The sequence below is a fragment of the Geobacillus sp. FSL K6-3411 genome (genome assembly GCF_037965715.1).
In the GTDB taxonomy this organism is placed as follows: Bacteria; Bacillota; Bacilli; order Bacillales; family Anoxybacillaceae; genus Geobacillus; species Geobacillus thermodenitrificans.
Genome location: NZ_CP150187.1, coordinates 2,182,375 through 2,202,636, shown reverse-complemented (window position 1 = coordinate 2,202,636; position 20,262 = coordinate 2,182,375). Strand labels below are relative to the sequence as shown.

The 20,262-nt window shown below is 51.9% G+C and carries 18 protein-coding genes and 1 pseudogene; 13 read left to right on the top strand and 6 right to left on the bottom strand.

Translation table 11 applies throughout. From position 1 onward, the window contains the following. Positions 1-103 precede the first annotated feature (103 nt). The 4 genes from NSQ22_RS11115 (at position 104) to NSQ22_RS11100 (ending at position 4,237) form a co-directional block, all read left to right on the top strand. The gene (locus NSQ22_RS11115; protein ID WP_008880508.1) at positions 104-1,183 is read left to right on the top strand and encodes a Gfo/Idh/MocA family oxidoreductase; all 1,080 of its coding nucleotides are present in this window, start codon (positions 104-106) and stop codon (positions 1,181-1,183) included. Between the two features lie 61 nt (positions 1,184-1,244). Continuing rightward, positions 1,245-1,994 (top strand): ThuA domain-containing protein, encoded by a 750-nt coding sequence (locus tag NSQ22_RS11110; RefSeq protein WP_087960116.1) that lies wholly within the window; start codon positions 1,245-1,247, stop codon positions 1,992-1,994. Next, a complete protein-coding gene (locus tag NSQ22_RS11105) occupies positions 1,991-3,145 on the top strand; it encodes a Gfo/Idh/MocA family oxidoreductase (RefSeq protein ID WP_060475985.1) in 1,155 nt (384 codons plus the stop codon). The genes NSQ22_RS11110 and NSQ22_RS11105 overlap by 4 nt, the downstream gene beginning before the upstream one ends. A 120-nt stretch (positions 3,146-3,265) precedes the next feature. Next, positions 3,266-4,237 carry a sugar phosphate isomerase/epimerase gene (locus NSQ22_RS11100; protein WP_008880511.1) on the top strand — a complete coding sequence of 324 codons (972 nt, stop codon included), beginning with the start codon at positions 3,266-3,268 and terminating at the stop codon, positions 4,235-4,237. A gap of 71 nt (positions 4,238-4,308) precedes the next feature. Here the strand turns inward: NSQ22_RS11100 and NSQ22_RS11095 are convergent, their stop codons facing one another. The 3 genes from NSQ22_RS11095 to NSQ22_RS11085 form a co-directional block, all read right to left on the bottom strand. Further along, complete coding sequence (locus NSQ22_RS11095) at positions 4,309-4,776, bottom strand: CBO0543 family protein (RefSeq protein ID WP_008880512.1); 468 nt, start codon at positions 4,774-4,776, stop codon at positions 4,309-4,311. 366 nt (positions 4,777-5,142) lie between these two features. Beyond that, on the bottom strand, positions 5,143-5,475 hold the full coding sequence (locus tag NSQ22_RS11090) for a hypothetical protein (RefSeq protein WP_008880513.1): 333 nt from the start codon (positions 5,473-5,475) through the stop codon (positions 5,143-5,145). A 69-nt stretch (positions 5,476-5,544) separates the two neighbouring features. Further along, entirely contained in the window at positions 5,545-5,739 is a 195-nt protein-coding gene (locus tag NSQ22_RS11085) for a hypothetical protein (protein ID WP_339263473.1), read from the bottom strand. Between the two features lie 324 nt (positions 5,740-6,063). Between NSQ22_RS11085 and NSQ22_RS11080 the strand changes: the two genes are divergently transcribed. From NSQ22_RS11080 to tnpB, 5 genes are all read left to right on the top strand, one after another. Then, on the top strand, positions 6,064-6,390 hold the full coding sequence (locus NSQ22_RS11080; protein WP_008880514.1) for a nucleoside triphosphate pyrophosphohydrolase: 327 nt from the start codon (positions 6,064-6,066) through the stop codon (positions 6,388-6,390). Then, positions 6,383-8,830, top strand: coding sequence for a DEAD/DEAH box helicase family protein (locus NSQ22_RS11075; RefSeq protein WP_339263471.1), 2,448 nt, complete (start codon positions 6,383-6,385; stop codon positions 8,828-8,830). Before NSQ22_RS11080 ends, NSQ22_RS11075 begins: the two co-directional genes overlap by 8 nt. A 375-nt stretch (positions 8,831-9,205) precedes the next feature. Then, on the top strand, positions 9,206-9,997 hold the full coding sequence (locus NSQ22_RS11070; RefSeq protein WP_011231588.1) for a putative hydro-lyase: 792 nt from the start codon (positions 9,206-9,208) through the stop codon (positions 9,995-9,997). Between the two features lie 238 nt (positions 9,998-10,235). Continuing rightward, a complete protein-coding gene (gene trpB / locus NSQ22_RS11065; protein WP_339263469.1) occupies positions 10,236-11,399 on the top strand; it encodes a tryptophan synthase subunit beta in 1,164 nt (387 codons plus the stop codon). A gap of 209 nt (positions 11,400-11,608) precedes the next feature. Then, a complete protein-coding gene (tnpB, locus tag NSQ22_RS11060; RefSeq protein WP_339263467.1) occupies positions 11,609-12,721 on the top strand; it encodes an IS200/IS605 family element RNA-guided endonuclease TnpB in 1,113 nt (370 codons plus the stop codon). 197 nt (positions 12,722-12,918) lie between these two features. Here tnpB and NSQ22_RS11055 read toward each other — a convergent pair whose 3' ends face one another. The 3 genes from NSQ22_RS11055 to ade form a co-directional block, all read right to left on the bottom strand. Next, the gene (locus NSQ22_RS11055) at positions 12,919-13,815 is read right to left on the bottom strand and encodes an exosporium glycoprotein BclB-related protein (protein WP_339263466.1); all 897 of its coding nucleotides are present in this window, start codon (positions 13,813-13,815) and stop codon (positions 12,919-12,921) included. A gap of 19 nt (positions 13,816-13,834) precedes the next feature. Then, a complete protein-coding gene (locus NSQ22_RS11050) occupies positions 13,835-14,989 on the bottom strand; it encodes a glycosyltransferase (protein ID WP_014196131.1) in 1,155 nt (384 codons plus the stop codon). A gap of 234 nt (positions 14,990-15,223) precedes the next feature. Next, positions 15,224-16,933: an adenine deaminase gene (gene ade, locus NSQ22_RS11045; RefSeq protein WP_339263464.1), complete on the bottom strand. Its 1,710-nt coding sequence runs from the start codon at positions 16,931-16,933 to the stop codon at positions 15,224-15,226. 169 nt (positions 16,934-17,102) lie between these two features. Here ade and NSQ22_RS11040 point away from each other — a divergent pair, with 169 nt between their 5' ends. From NSQ22_RS11040 to NSQ22_RS11025, 4 genes and pseudogenes are all read left to right on the top strand, one after another. Continuing rightward, positions 17,103-17,732, top strand: a complete 630-nt coding sequence (locus NSQ22_RS11040) for a YhbD family protein (protein ID WP_011231582.1) — start codon at positions 17,103-17,105, stop codon at positions 17,730-17,732. Between the two features lie 4 nt (positions 17,733-17,736). Continuing rightward, positions 17,737-18,441, top strand: coding sequence for a bactofilin (locus tag NSQ22_RS11035; protein ID WP_033012010.1), 705 nt, complete (start codon positions 17,737-17,739; stop codon positions 18,439-18,441). A 5-nt stretch (positions 18,442-18,446) separates the two neighbouring features. Continuing rightward, positions 18,447-19,169, top strand: a complete 723-nt coding sequence (locus tag NSQ22_RS11030; RefSeq protein ID WP_042382577.1) for a polymer-forming cytoskeletal protein — start codon at positions 18,447-18,449, stop codon at positions 19,167-19,169. 15 nt (positions 19,170-19,184) lie between these two features. Next, positions 19,185-20,099: pseudogene (locus NSQ22_RS11025) on the top strand (MFS transporter). Positions 20,100-20,262 lie beyond the last annotated feature (163 nt).

The following is a 20,262-nucleotide window of genomic DNA, read 5'->3' as shown; positions in this document are numbered from 1 at the left end:
TAAGGGTGATGTAATCGATTACATCACTCGATGTGTTGCTTCAGATAAGTGGCAATCTAGAAACAAGTTGCTTGAAAACAAGTGGATGCAAGGAGGAAACGATATGGAAAACGCACGTCCAATTCGCCTCGGGTTAATCGGAGCTGGTGGGATTTCAACCGCACATATTCAAGCGGCGCTCAAGCTCCCGGAGCGCGTCGTGCTGCAGGCCATTTGCGATGTCAACGAAAAAGCGGCCGCGGAAAAAGCGGAAACATACGGCATCCGCGACGTGTACCGCGACTATAAAGAGCTGCTCGCCTCACCAGATGTCGATGCCGTCATCATTACCGTGCCGAACTTTTTGCACGCCCAAGTGGCGGTCGACAGCCTGCGGGCCGGGAAACACGTTCTTTGCGAAAAACCGATGGTGATGAAATCGGAAGAGGCGGACGCCATCATTCGCGCCCGCGACGAATCAGGGAAACAGTTTATGGTGTCGCTGAACAACCGGTTCCGCCAAGCGGCGCAATGGCTTCATGCACGCATCGCAGAAGGCGCATTCGGCGACATTTATTACGCCAAAACAGGTTGGGTGCGCCGCCGTGGTATTCCTGCATGGGGGGCGTGGTTTTTTGACCGTGAGCGTTCCGGGGGCGGTCCGCTCATCGACTTAGGCGTTCATATGCTTGATGTCACGCTTTGGATGCTTGGAAACCCGAACCCGGTCGCGGTGACGGGGAAAACATACGCGAAGTTCGGTCCACGTCATCAAGGGGCATGGCCGGGCACGTCGTTTGCGCCAAACGCTTCGTATACGGTGGAAGACTTTGCCTCGGCATTCATCCAACTGGAAAACGACGCGACTGTGCTGCTTGAGACGAGCTGGGCGTCGCACATTGAAGAGGAACGGGCATATGTCGAGTTTCTCGGCACGGAAGGCGGTGTGCGCTGGGAGTGGAATGTGACCGGCAACCGTCAAGAAGTGAAATGGTTCCGCAGTGAACACGGTGTCCCGGCTGACGTCACACTCCATTTTGACGACCAAGGCGAACGGGTGGCGTTGCTTGACCATTTCGTTACAAGCATCACCAATAATACAACACCGCTTTGCACGGCAGAACAAGGACTCATGATCGCCAAAGTGTTAGAAGCGATTTATGCATCGTCCGAACAAGGGAAACAAGTCCGAATCGAATGGTAAGAGATCAACCACTTTGTGTATGCCGCGGCAAACCGAAATCCAATCGAGGGGGGATCACCATATGACAACACCAATCCGCGTTGTCGTCTGGAACGAATTTCGCCATGAAAAGAAAAATGAAAAAGTAAGAGCCATTTATCCGGAAGGGATGCATACCGCCATCGCCAACTACTTAGCCGAAGCCGGGTTTGACACAGCAACCGCTGTATTGGACGAACCGGAACACGGCTTGACTGACGAAGGGCTTGACCGGTGCGACGTTCTCGTTTGGTGGGGGCATATCGCCCATGATGAAGTGAAAGACGAAGTAGTTGAACGCATCCACCGTCGCGTCCTCGAAGGAATGGGGCTCATCGTCCTTCACTCCGGCCATTTCTCGAAAATTTTCAAAAAGCTGATGGGGACGACATGTAATTTAAAATGGCGTGAAGCCGATGAAAAAGAGCGGCTTTGGGTCGTTGCCCCGGGCCACCCGATCGTGGAAGGGATCGGGCCGTACATTGAGCTCGAACAAGAAGAAATGTACGGTGAGTTTTTCGACATTCCGGAGCCAGACGAAACGATTTTCATCAGCTGGTTTGAAGGTGGAGAAGTGTTCCGCAGCGGCTGCACGTTTACGCGTGGGAAAGGGAAAATTTTCTACTTCCGTCCTGGCCATGAAACATACCCAACGTATCATCACCCAGACGTGCTGAAAGTGATCGCCAACGCGGTTCGTTGGGCCGCACCGGTCAACCGTGGGGAAATCATATTCGGCAACGTCAAACCGCTTGAACCGATTAAAGCGAAACAAGGGGGAGCAGCGCGATGAAATCGATCAATGTTGGCATCATCGGCACCGGTTTTTCCGCTTCATCTCATATTGAGGCGCTCCGCCGCCTGCCGTTCGTGAACATTGTCGCTATCGCTTCAAGCAGCCAAGAAAAAGCAGAGGCAGCCGCGCGCCGGTTCGGGATTCCGAAAGCATACGGCGACTATGAGGCGCTGATCGCCGACCCGGACGTCGAAGCGGTTCACAACTGCACGCGCAACGTCTTGCATTTTCCGATCAACAAGGCCGTACTTGAAGCGGGAAAACATTTATTATCAGAAAAGCCGCTCGCGATGAACAGCGAACAGTCAATCGAACTGAAAAAGCTGGCTGAAAAAAGCCCGGGTTTAAGCGCTGTCTGCTTCAACTACCGCCACTACCCGCTCGTCGCCGAAGCGAAAGAGCGGATCGCCCGCGACGCAAAGCGCATCCATTTCGTCTATGGCGGCTATGTGCAAGATTGGTTGCTTTATGACACTGATTACAACTGGCGGCTTGACCCAGCGCAAAACGGTCCGTCACGCGCCATCGCCGACATCGGCTCACACTGGTGCGACACAGTGCAATACGTGCTCGGAAAACGCATCGTCGAAGTGTTCGCCGATTTGCGCACCGTCCATCCAGTCCGCTACAAACCGAAGCAGGAAGGGAGCACGTTTACATCCGGGCATGCTCAAGACGCCGAACCGGTTCAGATTGATACGGAAGACGGCGGCAGTGTGCTCGTCCATTTTGATGATGGCACTCACGGCGCGTTTACGATTTCCCAAGTGAGCGCCGGCCGGAAAAACCGGCTCTATTTTGAAATCGCTACCGATGCGATGACGCTCGCTTGGGATCAAGAGCACCCGAACCGCCTCTGGATCGGGCGCCGCAACGGCCCGAACGAAGAAGTCGTCCGTGACCCGTCGCTCTTGTCGCCGCAAGCCGCCGCGCTCGCCCATTACCCAGGCGGTCATGAAGAAGGCTGGCCGGATGGGCTGAAAAACTTGTTCCTCGACTTTTACAATGCCATCATCCGGAAACAGCGCGGCGAGGCGCTCGGGGAGCTGCCGTTTGCGACGATCGCCGACGGCCACTATACGATGACGATCGTTGACGCCATTTTGGAAAGCCATCGCACGAAACAGTGGGTGCGGGTGGCGGAATAAACAGTTTTTGTTCGGCCGCTGCCAACACGGGCGCTAACAGCGCCGTCAAAATAAAATGGAGCGGTGAGGCCGGTTGCTGATTGACCGGCCTTACACCGGCGAGAAGGGGGAGAAAAACAAATGAAACTAGGCGTATTTACCGTTCTGTATCAACAGTTGCCGTTTGAAGAAATGCTCGATAAGATTGCTGCGATGGGCATTGAAGCCGTCGAGCTTGGTACCGGTAATTACCCGGGCAACGCTCATTGCGATCCGGATGCACTGTTAGATCAGCCGGAAAAAATCAAAGCATTGAAAAAAGCGGTTCACGACCGTGGGCTTATCATTAGTGCGCTCAGCTGCCACGGCAACCCGCTCCATCCGGACAAAACGTTTGCGAAGCAATCGCATGACACATGGCGGAAAACAGTGAAACTCGCCGAGCAGCTCGAAGTCCCGGTCATCAACGCCTTCTCGGGCTGCCCGGGCGACCATCCTGGCGCCAAGTATCCGAACTGGGTCACGTGCTCCTGGCCGCCGGATTACTTGGAAATTTTAAAATGGCAATGGGACGAAGTCGTCATCCCGTACTGGCGTGAAGAAGCAGAGTTCGCCAAAGCGCACGGCATTCATCAAATCGCTTTTGAAATGCATCCGGGCTTTGTCGTCTACAACCCGGAAACGCTCCTCAAACTGCGTGAACACGCCGGCGAAACGATCGGTGCCAACTTCGACCCGAGCCATCTCCTTTGGCAAGGCATCGACCCGGTTGAGGCGATCAAACTGCTCGGCCGCGAAAAAGCGATTTTCCACGTCCATGCGAAAGACACGTACTTGGACAAAGCGAACATTCGCAAAAACGGTGTGCTGGATACGAAACATTACAGCCAAATTCTCGATCGCTCATGGGTATTCCGCACCGTCGGCTACGGTCAAAGCGAAAAATGTTGGCGCGACATCGTCAGCGCTCTGCGCGCGGTCGGCTATGACTATGTGCTCTCGATCGAGCATGAAGACATGCTTGCCTCGATCGATGAAGGGCTGTCCCAAGCCGTGACGCTCTTGAAAAATGTGTTGTTCAAAGAAGAACTGCCTGAGATGTGGTGGGCATAAGAAAACAAAGGCGGCAAAGAGAGGAGCTTCTCTTTGCCGCCTATATTGTTTCTTTAAAAGTCCAGCATCCACTAGCTGGTCGATTGTTCCCGCTTATGAATTAGTTTCATCAACATCCGAACGGAAAACGACAGAACAAAAATGGTGATAAACGAATACATCCACGTCCATCGATGGTATTCAATCAAATTCGTGTACTTTTCGTAAAGCACCTCAACACCTGTCAAAGCGGCCGCGTACAATAAGCATTGGCCAATAATACCAGGCAGGCGCGAGTGATACGAAGTTTGATAAAAATAAACACAGACGATCGGATAAAGGAAATATTCGAACAGGATGCTTGCTTCAAAATATTGGTCTAAAAACCGGACAGGGTACTCTAAGAGTTTGTTTTCTACAACAATCACGCCGAAAAACGTGGAAAAATACGTTTTTAACAAGAACACGCAAAGTTTGTCCTTGATGGGCGGGGTTCGCAGGCTGAAAAATAATAGAATGGCACCAATAACGAGCAACGACCACAAATGGATTTGATCCATGATTTCGTCATCTCCTATGAGGGCTTTGCTATTAGTTATTATGGACAGATACGGCTTAGTATAAAAGCATCGTCCACGAAGCAGTTTTTGTCCGGGGACTTTGTGGCTGAAGGAAAGGCTGCTCAACGTTCCCAAGAGGCTGGGGATTGAATAGGAAATGGGGATAAAAAATAAGATTTCTCAAATAGAGAAATCTTGGGATCCGTGACCTTACAATACTAACAAACCGTTGTGCGAAGGAGAAGTGATTATTTTTCACGACTAAGCATAATGCTCGCTCATTGGAGACGAAGAAAGGGCGGACCTAGTGATTCGCTGGCAGCTTTGGTGCCATCATACCCCAATCCACGGCGCTAGCGCCGCATCTTACACCGCGCGCGCCGATTGGCGGTGGATGCGCCCTTTCATGAAGAGAAGACGGTGACCATCGCTGGTCAAATCAATCATCGCTCCATTTAGCACATCCCTTCCGGACTTCTGTTCGTTCGCCTGCAAATACGCCACCCGATACCACTTTCGCCCGTATTCAAAGTACATATACCGTCCGCGATGAAAATCGATCCAAAACTTCACCGGCTCACCGTTTACGGTTTTCCATACATATCCCCACGCCCGGTCTTGGCGAACCGGCGCCATTTTCGGCCGCGCCGAATTGATCGCTTCATAATACAACCGGTGTTCCACGTCAAACAGCACCATCCTGCTCTCCTCCTTTTGGACAACTATACTATATGTATAGCGCCAACTAGGAGAAATAGACATGCCAGTTCACCCGAATGGATATTCCCATTTCCACGTATAGTATTCGATCAAGTCAGCGCACCGTTCAAATAGGATTTCCATCGCTGTCATCGTACTTAATATAGACGGTGCACTGCCCAGTCCGAAGGAAGCGATGTTCCGTAAAACATACACACTAATAACAAGATAAAGCAAATATCCAAAGATCATGCTATCGTTCATATAATGAGGAAATGGCTGCACCGGATATGCAAACATTTCCACTGATAATTAGGCCAATCAAATTAGACGTATACATATTCAGTAAAAACAAAAATCATCCTTCTCTTGGTCAAAGAAACCGGAAGATAAACAGTAGCAACCAACCTAAGAATCGCCTGTTCTATGATAACCCCAGCAGGATGAAAGAGGAGAGTATGTGACATTTTTGTTTTACAACAGGTAAATAGGTTTTAGAAATGACAGGTTTTTTGTGCGTTCTTTCCTATGAAAAAAAGGTGAAATTTTGTAAAATAGTAATATAGTTTCGGAAATGGAGGAATGGACATGCCGGTATACAACAAACTCGTTCGCGACCGCATCCCAGCTATTATCGAACAAGCAGGAAAAACGTTCACTACTCGCATACTCAACGAGGAAGAATATAAGAAAGAACTGCAGAAGAAAGCGTTTGAAGAGCTTGAGGAGTACGTCCAGGCAATGACCGACGAGGCTGCCATCGAAGAGCTTGCGGATGTGTTGGAAATCGTTCATGCCTTAGCCGCATGTCATGGCGCTTCGATCGAACAAGTCGAACAAATACGGGTGAAAAAAGCAGAAGAACGCGGTGGATTCCGGGAAAAAATTTTTTTAGTTGAGGTTCGTGATGAGTAAAGTCGAGTTGATTTCACGGCGGCTCATTGACAAGCTGCAGGAACAGATGAGCCGCTCGTCAACAATATACATACTGACATCGTTTGTTATGAAATCTGGAGTTCACCTATTAAAGGACAGTTTGTGGATAGCGGCAGAGCGGGGAGCAGACATCAAAATTTGTGCTGGTGATTATTTGTTTGTTACTCAGCCAGAAGCGCTGCGTGAACTGATTTCAATTCATCCCGATATCGAAGTGCGTCTGTTTAGAAGCGACGGGATTTCGTTTCATCCAAAGGCCTACTTGTTTGAGGATAGCGAACAAGGCTACTTTATTATCGGGTCTTCTAATTTATCCCGCTCGGCGCTCACAGACGGCATCGAGTGGAATCTAGGGCTGGATAAAAGGATTGATGAAGATGTATTTGCCGAAGCGATGGAGCGGTTTTTAAAGCTGTTTTATGCTCCAGAAACGGTGCCAGTCAATGCTGAAACGATCGCTGACTATGAAAAACGGTACGAAGACAATCACCGACGCCATCCCAACTTATCTCGTACATGGGGTGAGACTGAGGAAATCGAGTTAATGCTTCCGTCGGAAACGGAAAAGAAGCAAGAAGGAGAGACGACGGACAAGGCCGATGTTGTCCATGAAACGACGGCGCCCTATGGAACGATCCGGCCGCGCTTTGCCCAGGTGGAGGCATTGGAGCGGTTGGAAGCTGCCTATGAAGAAGGATACGATAAAGCGATGGTTGTCATGGCGACCGGACTTGGGAAAACGTATTTGGCCGCCTTCTTCGCGCGCCGTTTTTCGCGAGTGCTGTTTATCGCCCACCGCGAGGAGATTCTTCGTCAGGCAAAACAGTCGTTCGAATGTGTGATCCCGGATCGAACGGCAGGTATATACGACGGCCATCAAAAAGATGGAAATGCGGATATGGTGTTTGCCTCGATCTTTACGCTGAGTATGAAAAAACATTTGTTTTCGTTTCGTCCTGACTCATTTGACTTGATCGTTGTGGATGAGTTCCACCATGCGGCGGCTCGCTCATATGAGCGCGTCCTTCGCTATTTCCGGCCGGAGTTTTTGCTTGGCATCACTGCAACTCCAGACCGGAACGACAATAAAGACGTGTACGCGATTTGCGATGGGAACGTTGCCTACCGTATTGATTTTATTGAAGCGGTGCAACGTGGTTGGCTTGCGCCGTTTCACTATTATGGTGTATACGATGACACGGATTATTCGCAAATCAAATGGCTCGGCAGCCGCTATGATGAGGAAGAATTGCTTCAAGTGCAGCTTCGCGAGGAGATGGCGGGAAACATTTTGCGAGCATGGGAGCAGTATAAGAAAACGAGAACACTCGTCTTTTGCTCCTCCATTCGGCAAGCCGATTTCTTGTGCGAATATTTCCGCCGCCGTGGCTACCGAACCGTCAGCCTTCACTCGAAGCAAACGACCATCCCGCGCCAACAGGCCATTGCCATGTTGGAACAATGTGAACTGGACGCCATTTTCACCGTTGACTTGTTCAACGAAGGGGTCGATATTCCCTCTGTCGATACACTTTTATTCGTACGGCCGACGGAATCGCTGACCGTTTTTACCCAGCAAGTCGGGCGTGGATTGCGGTTGTATGAGGGCAAGGATTATTGTGTCATTATTGATTTAATTGGAAACTATCGCAATGCGGATGTCAAACTGAGCCTGTTTGATACGCAGCGAGGCGAGACGAAGAAAAAGGTGCGGGAATCCGTTATGCCAACGGTTCCGGAAACATGCGAGCTACATCTTGATATACAAACCATTCATCTTCTCGAGGAGATGCGGAAAAAGCGCCAGCCGCGTAAAGAGCGGCTGCTTGCCGATTACAGGCAGCTCAAGCAGGAGTTGGGCAGACGGCCGACGTATTTGGAATTGCATCTCCATGGCCGAAGTGAAGCGGCGGAGTACAGACAAGAGTTCGATTCTTATGTCGGCTTTTTATATTGGACGGGGGAGCTGTCGGACTTAGAGAAGGAAGTGTTCCTCAAGCATGAGCGGTGGCTTATCGAGGTTGAGCGCACAGTAATGTCGAAAAGTTATAAAATGGTTGTCTTAAAAGCCATGCTTGAGCGCGGATCGTCGGGCTGGCATGAACCAATTACTCCACAACAAGCGGCGCCGTTTTTTCATCGGTATCTAACGGAAAAAGAATATCGAAAGCGCATCGATTTCTCCGATGGGGAAACAAAACGTCTTTGGGAGTACGACCAAGAAAAGGTGAGCAAATTGATTGCCCGTATGCCGATGACAAAATGGAGCGGCAGTTCAAGGGGGCTGATCTCCTTTGAAAACAATGTGTTTGCACTCCAATTTTCTATCGCGCACGAGCATGAAGAAATCTTGTACAATTGGACGAAAGAAATTTGCGAGTATCGGTTGCATGTGTATTTTGAAAGGAAGGGGGGATGAGAAAACTCCTCTCTTTTTTATGGTAGTTTACGGTGATTGCAAGAAAATACTGTCGGGCATCAGATTCGGGCAAGTTAGGCGGCCAGGCATGGATATGATTTATGATTTAGTATAGAAACGATGAGAAAAGAGCGGCTTAGGTTACTCGATAGAGGGACTGTTATCGTTTATTACTGATCCATTTTTGGTGGTTGATGCGAAGGAAAATATTATTCACGTAAACTCTGCAGCAGAACGATGGATAAAGAAATTAGACTTAGAAATGCTAATGAGGTATTCTTTGGCGCACGTGTATCGGGGAACGTGATTTTGGGATAGAAACTAATACCCTTAATCGGAGATCGTGATATTGAATAACCAAGGAGGGAGATTGCGATGACTTTCGCCGCACCAATGAGCTCCAAAGAAGCACGGCAAATGATTCGGAACAATGAATGGGTGAAACCGACAGCGGGTGTCGCAAACGGCTATACACAGGCTAATTTAGTTGTGCTGCCGAAGGAGTTGGCGTTTGAATTTCTTCTGTTTTGCCAGCGCAATCCGAAACCTTGTCCGGTATTAGATGTGACCGAGCCGGGATCATGGGAGCCAAGCATGGTGGCGCCAGGAGCAGATTTGCGTGTAGACTTGCCGAAATATAGGGTTTATCGAAATGGCGAACTGACAGAGGAGCGGACGGATATCATCGATCTTTGGGATAAGGACATGGTCGGCTTTCTGCTCGGGTGCAGCTTTACGTTTGAACATGCCCTGGTGAACAATGGCATCCCGGTTCGCCACATTCAAGAAAATTGCAATGTCCCGATGTATAAAACGAATATCCCGTGTGTAAAAGCGGGAAGATTTGAAGGGCCGATGGTTGTAAGCATGCGCCCGATTCCCCATAAGGATGTTGTCAGGGCGGTTCAAGTCACGAGCCGCTTCCCGTCTGTTCATGGTGCCCCTATTCATATTGGCGACCCGAAACTTATAGGGATTCATGATATTTATAAGCCTGATTTTGGGGATCCGGTCACCATCCGTGAGGGGGAAACCCCGGTATTTTGGGCCTGTGGGGTCACCCCTCAAGCGGTTGCTATGGAAGTAAAGCCGGATATCATGATTACGCATGCCCCAGGACATATGTTTATTACCGATCTGCGCGATGAGCAGCTTGGGGTTTTATAAGCCGAACTGCCTGCTCTGGTTGGTGAATATCCGAAGTAGGAAGCTGTGAGGGTGCGGCTGCACGATGGCTTTGCAGCAGCACCTGCTCACCCCACTAGCGGTGAATGCTTCGCGTATGGTTATGCGGTGGACCATTCCTTTTTTAATGTTTTGAAAAATAAAAATTATTGATTGACTTGCTTGCCAAAACGGTTTATGCTAATTTTATGACTTTCAGAAAGCAGAGGAGAGATGAGCCATGAGTGTAGTCCAGGAAACGAAAGGCTATTTCGGCGAATTCGGCGGCAGCTTCGTTCCGGATGAATTGCAGGAAGTGCTTGATTATTTGGAGGAGCAGTTTCTGAAATATAAGGATGATCCAGAATTCAATGAGGAGTTTCGAACCTACTTGCGGGAGTATGTCGGCCGCGAAAGCCCGCTCACGTTTGCGGCACGGCTGACGGAGCGGCTCGGCGGGGCGAAGATTTATTTGAAGCGCGAAGATTTGAACCATACCGGTTCGCATAAAATCAACAACGTCATCGGACAAATTTTGCTGGCGAAGCGGATGGGGGCGAAACGGGTCATCGCGGAGACTGGTGCAGGCCAGCATGGGGTGGCGACCGCTACGGCTTGTGCGATGTTTGGTATGGACTGCACCATCTATATGGGTGCAGAAGATACGAAGCGCCAGGCGCTCAACGTGTTCCGCATGGAGCTGTTAGGGGCGAAAGTCGTGCCGGTCTCGAAAGGGCAAGGGCGGTTGAAAGATGCGGTCGATGAGGCGTTGAACGACCTTGTGCAAAACTATAAAACGACGTTCTACCTGCTTGGTTCGGCGGTTGGCCCACATCCGTATCCGTCAATGGTGAAACATTTTCAGTCGGTCATCAGCGAAGAAAGCAAGCGGCAAATGCTCGAAAAAGAAGGGCGGCTTCCGGATGCGGTGGTGGCCTGCGTCGGCGGGGGGAGCAATGCCATCGGGGCGTTCGCCCATTACTTGGATGAACCGAGTGTGCGGCTCATCGGCGTTGAGCCGGAGAAAGCGGCGACGTTGACGAAGGGAGTTCCGGCGGTTCTTCACGGATTCAAATGTCTCGTGTTGCTTGATGAAAACGGCAACCCGCAACCGACATACTCGATCGCCGCTGGGCTCGATTATCCGGGCATCGGTCCGGAGCACAGCCATTTGAAAGTGTCCGGGCGGGCTGAGTATTATACGGTTACGAATGAGGAAGTGCTTGAGGCGTTCCAACTGTTGTCCAAAACGGAAGGAATCATCCCCGCTCTGGAGAGCGCCCATGCGGTGGCGTACGCGATAAAACTTGCGCCGACATTGGGCAAAGACCAGATCATTCTTGTGAATTTGTCGGGGCGCGGGGATAAAGATGTCGAGCAAGTGTTTTCCATGTTGCAATCGTGAAGAAAGCAGGCGGTTGTTCACGACGGTGTTCGCGTGAAGCCGCCTGCTTATTTGTAATCATCTTCCGCCGAGAAAATCTCGCTTTTACCCGTAAATGTAAGTCGGGATGAATCCGGGCTTCCTTTGCGAATCTCCCTATTGCCCCCAATGGGCAAAAAGTATACAATGGATGTAAATAGAACAAATGTTCTTTTTGAGGAGGGAGGGCTATGCACAAAGCCTATCGCTTTCGGCTGTATCCCACCCGAACACAGGCAAAACTCCTCAACGAGACGATTGGGTGCTGCCGATTTGTGTACAATCACTTTTTGGCCGAGTGGAAGGAGACGTATGAAACCACGGGAAAAGGACTCGGCTACAACGAGTGTTCCAAACGATTGACAGCTTTGAAGAAAACCCTTCCATGGCTGAAAACCCCTGATTCAACCGCCTTGCAAAACGCACTGCAGCAGTTGGCCGAGGCGTTTGACCGGTTCTTCGAGGGAACGGCGAACGCTCCCCGCTTCAAAAGCAAAAAACACCCGAACCAATCGTACACCGCCCAGTGCAACTACCCAAAGAACGGACGCCCTACGATCGAAGTGGACGGCCATCGGTTGAAACTTCCCAAGCTCGGATGGGTGAAGTTCGCCAAAAGCCGCGAGGTGGAAGGCCGCATTCTCTCCGCCACGATTCGTCGAAATCGAGCGGGGAAGTATTTCGTCTCCATTCTCGTGGAAACGGATATTCCCCCATTGCCCCAAACCGACAAGAAAGTGGGCGTCGATTTGGGGTTGAAACAGATCGTAGTGCTTTCCACAGGCGAAACGATCGAACACCCCCGGTATTGGCGCCGGTATGAAGAAAAGCTCGCCTACTGGCAGCGGGTGATGGCTCGTCGAAAGCCAGGCGGTTCGAACTGGGAGAAAGCCCGTTTGAAAGTGGCCAAGCTTCATGAAAAAATCGCCAACTGCCGGAACGATTTCCTGCACAAACTGTCCACCCGCCTCATCCGCGAAAACCAAGTGGTGTGCGTGGAGGACTTGCGTGTTAGGAACATGCAAAAGAATCGCAAGCTGGCTAAATCCATTTCCGATTCCGCGTGGGGGAGTTTTCTTCGCATGCTCGAGTATAAAGCGACATGGTACGGGCGGACGGTGGTTCATGTTGCGAGCACGTTTCCCTCGAGTCAATTGTGCTCGTGCTGCGGGCATCGGCACGTCGAGGTGAAATCGCTTGGCATTCGCGAGTGGGTGTGCCCCGCCTGCGGAGCCGAACATGACCGGGACCATAACGCTGCCCGGAATATTCTAAATGAAGGGCTTCGACTGCTGTCGTTGTAGGGCGGCTGAACCGTGGGACGCACGGGGATGGCTTGGCGGACATCCTGCCGCGGGGCGGGTGTTCCCAAGAATCTCCCACCTCGAAATGCGGGCGGGAGAGCGTTCAACTGAACGGAGAGGGATTATAAGGCCGCTTGTTTGCAGCGGCCTTAGTTGAGCGCTTCAATGAGCCGCAGCCTTGGTATCACAGTGAGGCGCTAACTAATCGCCACTCCTGCGCTCGCATATCCCGTGACGGAAGCGGCGATTGAAAGGCCGGAAGTGGTGATGAAAAACGCCATGAGCAGCCGGTCGCCAGTATTGACAGGCACGTTTAATCCTGTGATGATGCCGCTGGCGTTTTGGGCTAGGGAGATGGGAAAGGTGATTGATGGCGTTAATGTAATGAGCGTGCCTGGAATAGGCGAAAATACGTTGCTGGATGGAGAAGTGGCGATATACAATTGAGCGCGGATCGTAGCTGTTCCTAAAAGCGCTGTGCCTGTTGTAGCGGAAAAATTGGCTGCGACAGCAGTAATGATTCCTGAACGCGGGATGGTAAAGGAAAAATTCGATGTGCCGCCAAGGTTTATCGTTCCTCCCACTAAACTGATGCTTGAAGCAGCGTTTCCAAATCCGATCAAACTTGTGGTGTCGGCCAACCCGGCTATAGTGGCGGTCAAGACAACCGTTGTTCCTGAAGCGAATGGAATGATGGCTCCTGCTCCAGCCGGTCCCGTCGGCCCTGTGGGTCCTTGAGGTCCGATGGGTCCTGTGGGTCCCGTGGGTCCGGTCGGCCCTGTAGGTCCTTGAGGTCCTGTAGGTCCTTGAGGTCCTGTGGGTCCTTGAGGTCCTGTGGGTCCAGTCGGCCCTGTAGGTCCTTGAGGTCCTGTGGGTCCGGTCGGCCCTGTAGGTCCTTGAGGTCCTGTGGGTCCGGTCGGTCCTGTAGGTCCTTGAGGTCCGATGGGTCCCGTGGGTCCTTGAGGTCCAGTCGGTCCTGTAGGCCCTGTGGGTCCCGTGGGTCCTGTTGGTCCGGTATAGATTTTTACAATCGGCGGCCATGTTCCGCATAAAGGGGAAAGACATTTTACTCGAATAGGACGTCGGTCAGACAAGCGGCATAACCTCCCTTCATCACGATTCATCGGTTTGGTGGAACGTGCTTTCGGCGGCGAGAATGGATTGCAGCAAACATTCGTTGTGCAAAACCGCGGGATGATGAGGAACGTATTGTTTGGCTTTTTCGTTATGTTGGTATGCTAACTCGTACTCGCCCATGTAAAAGTAACATACACAAAGCTGCAAGTGGGGAAGCCAAGTCCAGCAAGCATGATGAACAAATCCCCAGCTGTCGGAAGGCATTGTGAGTTGAGTGGCTAAATGGTACCAAAAGGCGGCAAGACGATATTGCTTGCGCTGAAGGAAGTAATAGCCCAGCCGGCAGCAGCATTCAGCCCGAGGGGTATCGTATTCGAACGATCGGAGCGCATATCGCAATGCCTGTTCTTCATCACCAAGCGCATCAAAACAATCCGCTACCTTTCCGCAGGCGGCGATGCAATCTTCCACCCACCCTTTTTTTGTCTGCAAAAACTGTTCATAATACTGAATGGCCCGCTCGTATTGTTGATGGTCGAACAGTTCGTTGGCAAAGTAAAACAGATCTCTTGGGGAAAATTCTTTTCCTTGTGCCAACTGTTTCTCATAGATTTGCAAATTTCGATCTGAAGCGCAGCGATTGGGTTGATGAATAATGGTAATATCGCTGTTGAGAATCGTTCCCCATACTTCTAGATATTCATGAACCATCCCATGCCATCGGAAGCCGTTGGATCGTTTGACGAGACGATTTCGGCGGACGCTCGAGATCGTCTTTCCATATTCATCTTGGGCAAGGCTGTAAATCATGGTGACGGAGTCGATGTCAGAAGAAAGGGTGCGCTTCAATGTGAGAAATTTGGTCTGCTCTTCTGCCGGCAAGATGTCGTCTGCGTCCAGCCAAAAAATATAGTCCATGGTGGCGTGGGAAAAGGAGAAGTTTCGCGCCGCCGAGAAATCATCGCTCCAAGGAAAGTCGATGACTCGTGCGGTGTAGGAGCGGGCGATTTCTTTCGTGCGATCCGTTGATCCTGTATCCACAATCACGATTTCGTCTACGAGATGTTGGACGCTGTCCAAACAGCGGGCAAGGACGTCTTCTTCATTTTTGACGATCATGCAAAGACTGATGGTGATCAATTTCCTTGCACCTTCCTTTCGGCCATGTTGCTGTTTCACTATATGCATCATGCGGGAACGTGCTTATGCCAATGCCGCATGGCGCTGTGAAAATCGAGGAAAAAGGGCGGAGTGAAGAAAATCCCTTCATCCCCGCAATCAATGGGGGATGAAGGGACTGATTTGCTTCGCGGTTGACCTTAGTTGTGAATGAGCGCCCTGCTGTAAGGCGGTGCTCCCGTAATCCTCTTGCTTTGAAACGCCAGCCTCAATCGGGAGGGGTTACACCGCTTCAACAGGAATAAATTACCATTTATTTACATCAAATAATCCTTGGTCGGTCAGCTTGAGCTCTGGGATGACCGGCAAGGCGAGGAAGGACAATGTGATGAATGGGTTGAACGAGCCATTGGCGCCGATGGCTTTAAGGGCTTTGTCAATCTGCTTCAATCCGCTTAGCACCTCGGTATAGTCTTTTCTTGTCATTAGACCGCCGATCTCAAGCGGCAGGCTGGCAAGCACCGCTCCGTCTTTGATGACCGCCAAGCCGCCGTGCTGCTGGCGGAGCTGTTCGATGGCGGCGGCGAGGTCGCGATCGTTTGTTCCGGCGGCGATGATATGGTGTGAGTCGTGCGCGATCGAAGAAGCGATGGCGCCTGCCTTGAATCCGAAGCCGCGGACGATGCCAAGGCCGATGCCGAGGCCGCGATGGCGTTCGACGACAACAAGCTTCAGCAAATCCCGCTCGATCGACGGGCAGAAAGCCCCTTCCTGGACATCAACGTCCGTGATGAGGTGGTTCGTATGCAAATGGTTCGGGATGATCTCGATGACATGGGCTTTCGTTCCTCTTTTCATCGGGATGCGAAGATCGGTTTCGTCCACTGCTTGGCAACGGATGGAGTGAAGCAATGGCTGTTCAAGGCTTTCTGCCGATCGTTCGGCCGGAAACACCGTCTGTCCATGTTGGGCCACTAGTCTTCCCGCTTTGAAGACGTGGGTGATGTTCAATGTTTCCAAATCGTCAACGAACAAAAAGTCGGCGTCATATCCTGGAGCGACAGCGCCTTTTGTCGGCAAACGGTAGCACTCTGCGGCGTTCAGCGTGGCCATTTGGATGGCCAGAAGCGGGTCGAGGCCGGCCTGAATGGCGAGCCGCACGTTATGATCGACGCTGCCTTCAAACCATAAGTCATCAAGATGTTTGTCATCCGTGCAAAAGAGAAAGCGGCGCGCGTTGTGCTCATGGATGGCGGGGAGAAGTTTTTTGAGGTCTTTGGCGACTGAGCCTTGGCGAATGAGCACGTACATGCCGCGGCGAACGCGTTCCAGCGCTTCGTCGGGAGTGACGCATTCATGGTCCGTATGGATGCGGGCGCTTCGGTAGACGTTGACGGCATCAGCGTCAAGCCCCGCCAAATGGCCGTCGATCAGGCGGTTGGCGTTGGCAGCGAGCGCCAGTTTGTCAAGCATCGATGGATGTTGTTCCCGTAATGATGGATAGTCCATCACTTCCGCCAATCCGAGCACTCGCTCATCGTTGAAAAACGGTGCCAGTTCCGCGGCGGATAAGACGGCTCCGGCACGTTCAAACGAGGCGGCTGGCACGCACGACGGCAGCATCATATACACATCGAGTGGCGTCCGTTTTGCCTCATCGAGCATAAACTGGATGCCGCACACACCGGCGACATTGGCGATTTCATGCGGATCGGCAATGACGGTCGTCACGCCGTGCGGAAGAACGACGCGGGCGAATTCGCTCGGAGGAACCATGGATGATTCGATATGCACGTGTCTGTCGATCAGTCCCGGACAAATGTAGCGGCCCTCGGCGTCAATCGTTTTCTCTCCTTCATAGCGCCCGATGCCGACGATCATTCCTTCCACAATGGCGAGGTCTCCTTCGATGATTTCGCGCGTGAACACGTTGACGATTTTCCCATTTTGGATGACGAGATCGGCTTTTGTTTGTTTGGCGGCGGCGGCGATTTGGTTGTGCAATGTCGAATGCATGCAGTGATTCTCCTCTCTTCATGATGTGAATCGCGATGCCAGTGGAAATTGGCTTTATTGTAATGGGCTTGATGGAAGATGTCAATCGCTTTGGCGCTGATTTTGACATACCCTCTTTATAACGTAACAGTGTTATGTTACATTTATGATTGTGAGGGGGGATGCCACGATGGAACCAGAACTCATCTCAAAAAAAGAGCTGCTCGAGCTGACCGGCATTTCGTACGGCCAGCTGTACCGCTGGAAGCGGAAAAAGCTCATTCCGGAAGAATGGTTTATTCGCAAATCGACATTCACCGGGCAAGAGACGTTTTTTCCGAAAGAGAAAATCTTGGCCCGCATTGAGAAAATCAAAGAGCTGAAAGATGAGCTGTCGCTCGATGAACTGGCGGGTGTGTTTGCGCCGAGTCCGGCGGCGGTTGTTTTGACGAAAGAGGAAATTGTAAAACGTCACATTGTTTCGGATTTGGTGATGCAATGGTTGGATGATGAATGGGGAGGCCGCCAAGATGTGTCCTTTGCCGAGCTCCTGTCCCTTTACATCGTTGACCGGCTTCTTCGTTCCGGTGAGATCAGCATAGAAGAAGGAAAAAACATATGGATGATGTTTAAGAGCCATTATCCAAAATTGCAAGGGAAGTCATGCGAGCTTGTCGTTTTGCGCAAAATGGGGGTCACGGTTTCCTTTCTTGTGGAAGGGACAGCAGCTTTGCATGTGGAAGAAGGGGCGAAGCTCATTGCGCGGCTGCACGTGCCAACGTATATTGAAGAGTTGAAACTGGCCATTTCGGAGGGATAAAAGGATGGAGCGTCGAGATTTGGTCATTGCCGGGACGGGTCATGCGTCCGGCGGGCTGTACAATTTGGTGAAATTGTCGGGAAATGGGAAGCTGTACGGTGACATCGACTGCCTCGAGCTGCAGGTGCAAGGAAACGCGGCCGTGGAAGGGAGCGTGAAAGCCAACACGGTTCATATTGCCGGGAAAGGAAATGTGGCAGGCGGGGTGGGGTGTGAGTGGATGAAAGTGAGCGGGAGCATAAGAATTGAAGAAAATGTGCAATGCCAAGAGGCGACCGTTCGCGGCCGCGGGGAGGCGAAAGGTTCATGGGCGGCGGAGGTGGTTCGCGTCCATGGTGAGTTCAATATCGGTGGCGATTGCTCGGCTGAGCGGATGGAGGTGGAAGGGCATTTTGCGGTCGGCGGGCTGCTGAACGCGGACTATCTCGAAGTGAAGCTGTTGGGCCCGAGCCGCGTAAAGGAGATCGGCGGAGAGACGATCGTCGTCAAGCGGCAAGGAAGTTCGCTGTTCAAAAAATGGTTTTTTCCAGCGGAGTTGACCGCCGATGTCATTGAAGGGGATTCCGTCCATCTCGAACATACGAGCGCGAAAATGGTGCGCGGCAATCGCGTCGTGATCGGGCCAGGGTGCGAGATCGAGCGAGTCGAATACCGAGAAAAATTGGAACGCGATGAAGAGGCGAAAATCGGCACGATCGAGAAAGGGTGAAAACGATGGCGGAACGAAACTTGACGGTTCATGGATCGGCGCTTTCTGGAGGCGGTGTGTTCCATCACGTCACGATTCGCGGCGATGCGACGATTCGGGGCGACATCGAGTGCGACCGCTTGAAAGTGTTTGGCGCAGCCGACATGAAAGGAGCAGTTGCGGCCCGCACGTTTCGCCTATTTGGCCAAGCGAACGTGGACGGTCCCGTACAGGCGGAGAAAATGGGGGTGTTCGGGGAAGTGGACATCCGGGGACACGCCCGCCTTGGGCATCTTCAGCTGCGCGGGATGGCGCAAGTCGAGGGGGGCATCGAAGCCGATGTCATCCGCGGTTACGGCGAGCTGTCGGTGTCGGGAAGTTGCGAGGCGGAGAGCGTTGCGTTGACCGGAGTTGTGCACATTGGACAGACGTTGAATGCGGAGCAGGTGGAACTGTCGCTCTGTTTTGCCGACAGCTCGGTCAAGGAAATCGGGGGGCGGACGATTTCCATCACCCGCAGCAAAAAATGGAGCGCGATTCATTGGTTGAGCCGTTTTTCTTCTTCGCCCGCCGTATTGGCAGCGGATGTGATTGAAGGAGATGAGATTTATGTGGAGTATACACGAGCCGCGGTCGTCAGGGGGGATCGGGTGACAATCGGTCCGGGCTGCGACATTGGGCTTGTTGAATATCATACAGCCTTTGCCCAAGACAAGAAGGCTGCGGTGAACGAAAAAAGACAGAGATAGAGGGAAATGGAACGGATGGAGAGGAAGGAAACGAAGACGGGATTGGTCGTGATCGCGCTGTTGCTCGGCATTTTTGTCGCTTCCATGGACAATACGATTGTGGCGACCGCCATGGCGACGATCGTCGCGGATCTCGGGGGGCTCAAGCAGTTTGTTTGGGTGACGTCAGCGTATATGGTGGCCGAGATGGCCGGGATGCCGATTTTTGGGAAACTGTCCGATATGACGGGAGGAAGCGATTTTTCTTATTTGGCATCATAGTGTTTTTGCTTGGTTCGATTTTGTGCGGCATGGCGCAAACGATCGTCCAGCTCAGCATCTTCCGTGCCATTCAAGGCATCGGCGGCGAGGCGCTGGTGCCGATTGCGTTTACGATTATGCTACCGCAACGTGATGTTCGGGTTTATGCTCTTGTTTGCGGCCGGGATCGGGCTGTTTGGCACGATTGATGAACAGACCACGCGTCTTGTCGTGACGTTGTACATGATCATTGTCGGATTAGGGATGGGCGCTTCGTTTTCCGTCCTCGGCATGGCGGCGATCCATCATTTTTCCGAAGCGGAGCGGGGCGCGGCCAGCTCGACGAATTCATTTGTCCGGTCGCTCGGCATGACCGTCGGCATTACGGTGTTTGGCATCATTCAGCGCAACTTGTTTACGGATCAATTGGCTGAGCAGTTTCACGGCATGGCGCAAGGCGCGTTTGGAAGCAGTGTTCACGACCCGCGGGCGATGTTGTCGCCAGAAGCGCGGGCGCACATCCCGGCACCGGTGCTCGATCGGTTGACGGAAGCACTGGCTTCTTCGATCGCCGATACGTTTTTATGGGCGCTCATTCCCGCGGCGCTCACGATCGTTTGCGTGCTTTTGATGTCCAATGATCGGCTCGCCTCGTGGACAGGTGCGCGGGAACGAGCAAGTGAGAAATAAAAGGGGCATGATTGGAAGAAAAATAGAGTCTATGCAGCGGACGGTGCTCATCATGCGGTTAGGGTGCGCCGTCCGCTTGTGGTTTATGCCGGGCTTTTGGCGAGATGTTGCAATTTCACTTCTTCCCGATGGAATTGCTTAAACAGCGTTATTGCATCTGCTG

What these genes read in the sequence shown, in the direction of transcription:
- NSQ22_RS11080 (WP_008880514.1), top strand. Translation starts at nt 6,064, where the DNA reads ATGCCGGTATACAACAAACTCGTTCGCGACCGCATCCCAGCTATTATC.
- ade (WP_339263464.1), bottom strand. Translation starts at nt 16,933, where the DNA reads ATGCATTCGACATTGCACAACCAAATCGCCGCCGCCGCCAAACAAACA.
- NSQ22_RS11095 (WP_008880512.1), bottom strand. Translation starts at nt 4,776, where the DNA reads ATGGATCAAATCCATTTGTGGTCGTTGCTCGTTATTGGTGCCATTCTA.
- NSQ22_RS11085 (WP_339263473.1), bottom strand. Translation starts at nt 5,739, where the DNA reads ATGAACGATAGCATGATCTTTGGATATTTGCTTTATCTTGTTATTAGT.
- NSQ22_RS11090 (WP_008880513.1), bottom strand. Translation starts at nt 5,475, where the DNA reads ATGGTGCTGTTTGACGTGGAACACCGGTTGTATTATGAAGCGATCAAT.
- NSQ22_RS11075 (WP_339263471.1), top strand. Translation starts at nt 6,383, where the DNA reads ATGAGTAAAGTCGAGTTGATTTCACGGCGGCTCATTGACAAGCTGCAG.
- NSQ22_RS11100 (WP_008880511.1), top strand. Translation starts at nt 3,266, where the DNA reads ATGAAACTAGGCGTATTTACCGTTCTGTATCAACAGTTGCCGTTTGAA.
- NSQ22_RS11030 (WP_042382577.1), top strand. Translation starts at nt 18,447, where the DNA reads ATGGCGGAACGAAACTTGACGGTTCATGGATCGGCGCTTTCTGGAGGC.
- NSQ22_RS11110 (WP_087960116.1), top strand. Translation starts at nt 1,245, where the DNA reads ATGACAACACCAATCCGCGTTGTCGTCTGGAACGAATTTCGCCATGAA.
- NSQ22_RS11105 (WP_060475985.1), top strand. Translation starts at nt 1,991, where the DNA reads ATGAAATCGATCAATGTTGGCATCATCGGCACCGGTTTTTCCGCTTCA.
- NSQ22_RS11035 (WP_033012010.1), top strand. Translation starts at nt 17,737, where the DNA reads ATGGAGCGTCGAGATTTGGTCATTGCCGGGACGGGTCATGCGTCCGGC.
- tnpB (WP_339263467.1), top strand. Translation starts at nt 11,609, where the DNA reads ATGCACAAAGCCTATCGCTTTCGGCTGTATCCCACCCGAACACAGGCA.
- NSQ22_RS11040 (WP_011231582.1), top strand. Translation starts at nt 17,103, where the DNA reads ATGGAACCAGAACTCATCTCAAAAAAAGAGCTGCTCGAGCTGACCGGC.
- trpB (WP_339263469.1), top strand. Translation starts at nt 10,236, where the DNA reads ATGAGTGTAGTCCAGGAAACGAAAGGCTATTTCGGCGAATTCGGCGGC.
- NSQ22_RS11115 (WP_008880508.1), top strand. Translation starts at nt 104, where the DNA reads ATGGAAAACGCACGTCCAATTCGCCTCGGGTTAATCGGAGCTGGTGGG.
- NSQ22_RS11070 (WP_011231588.1), top strand. Translation starts at nt 9,206, where the DNA reads ATGACTTTCGCCGCACCAATGAGCTCCAAAGAAGCACGGCAAATGATT.
- NSQ22_RS11050 (WP_014196131.1), bottom strand. Translation starts at nt 14,989, where the DNA reads ATGATGCATATAGTGAAACAGCAACATGGCCGAAAGGAAGGTGCAAGG.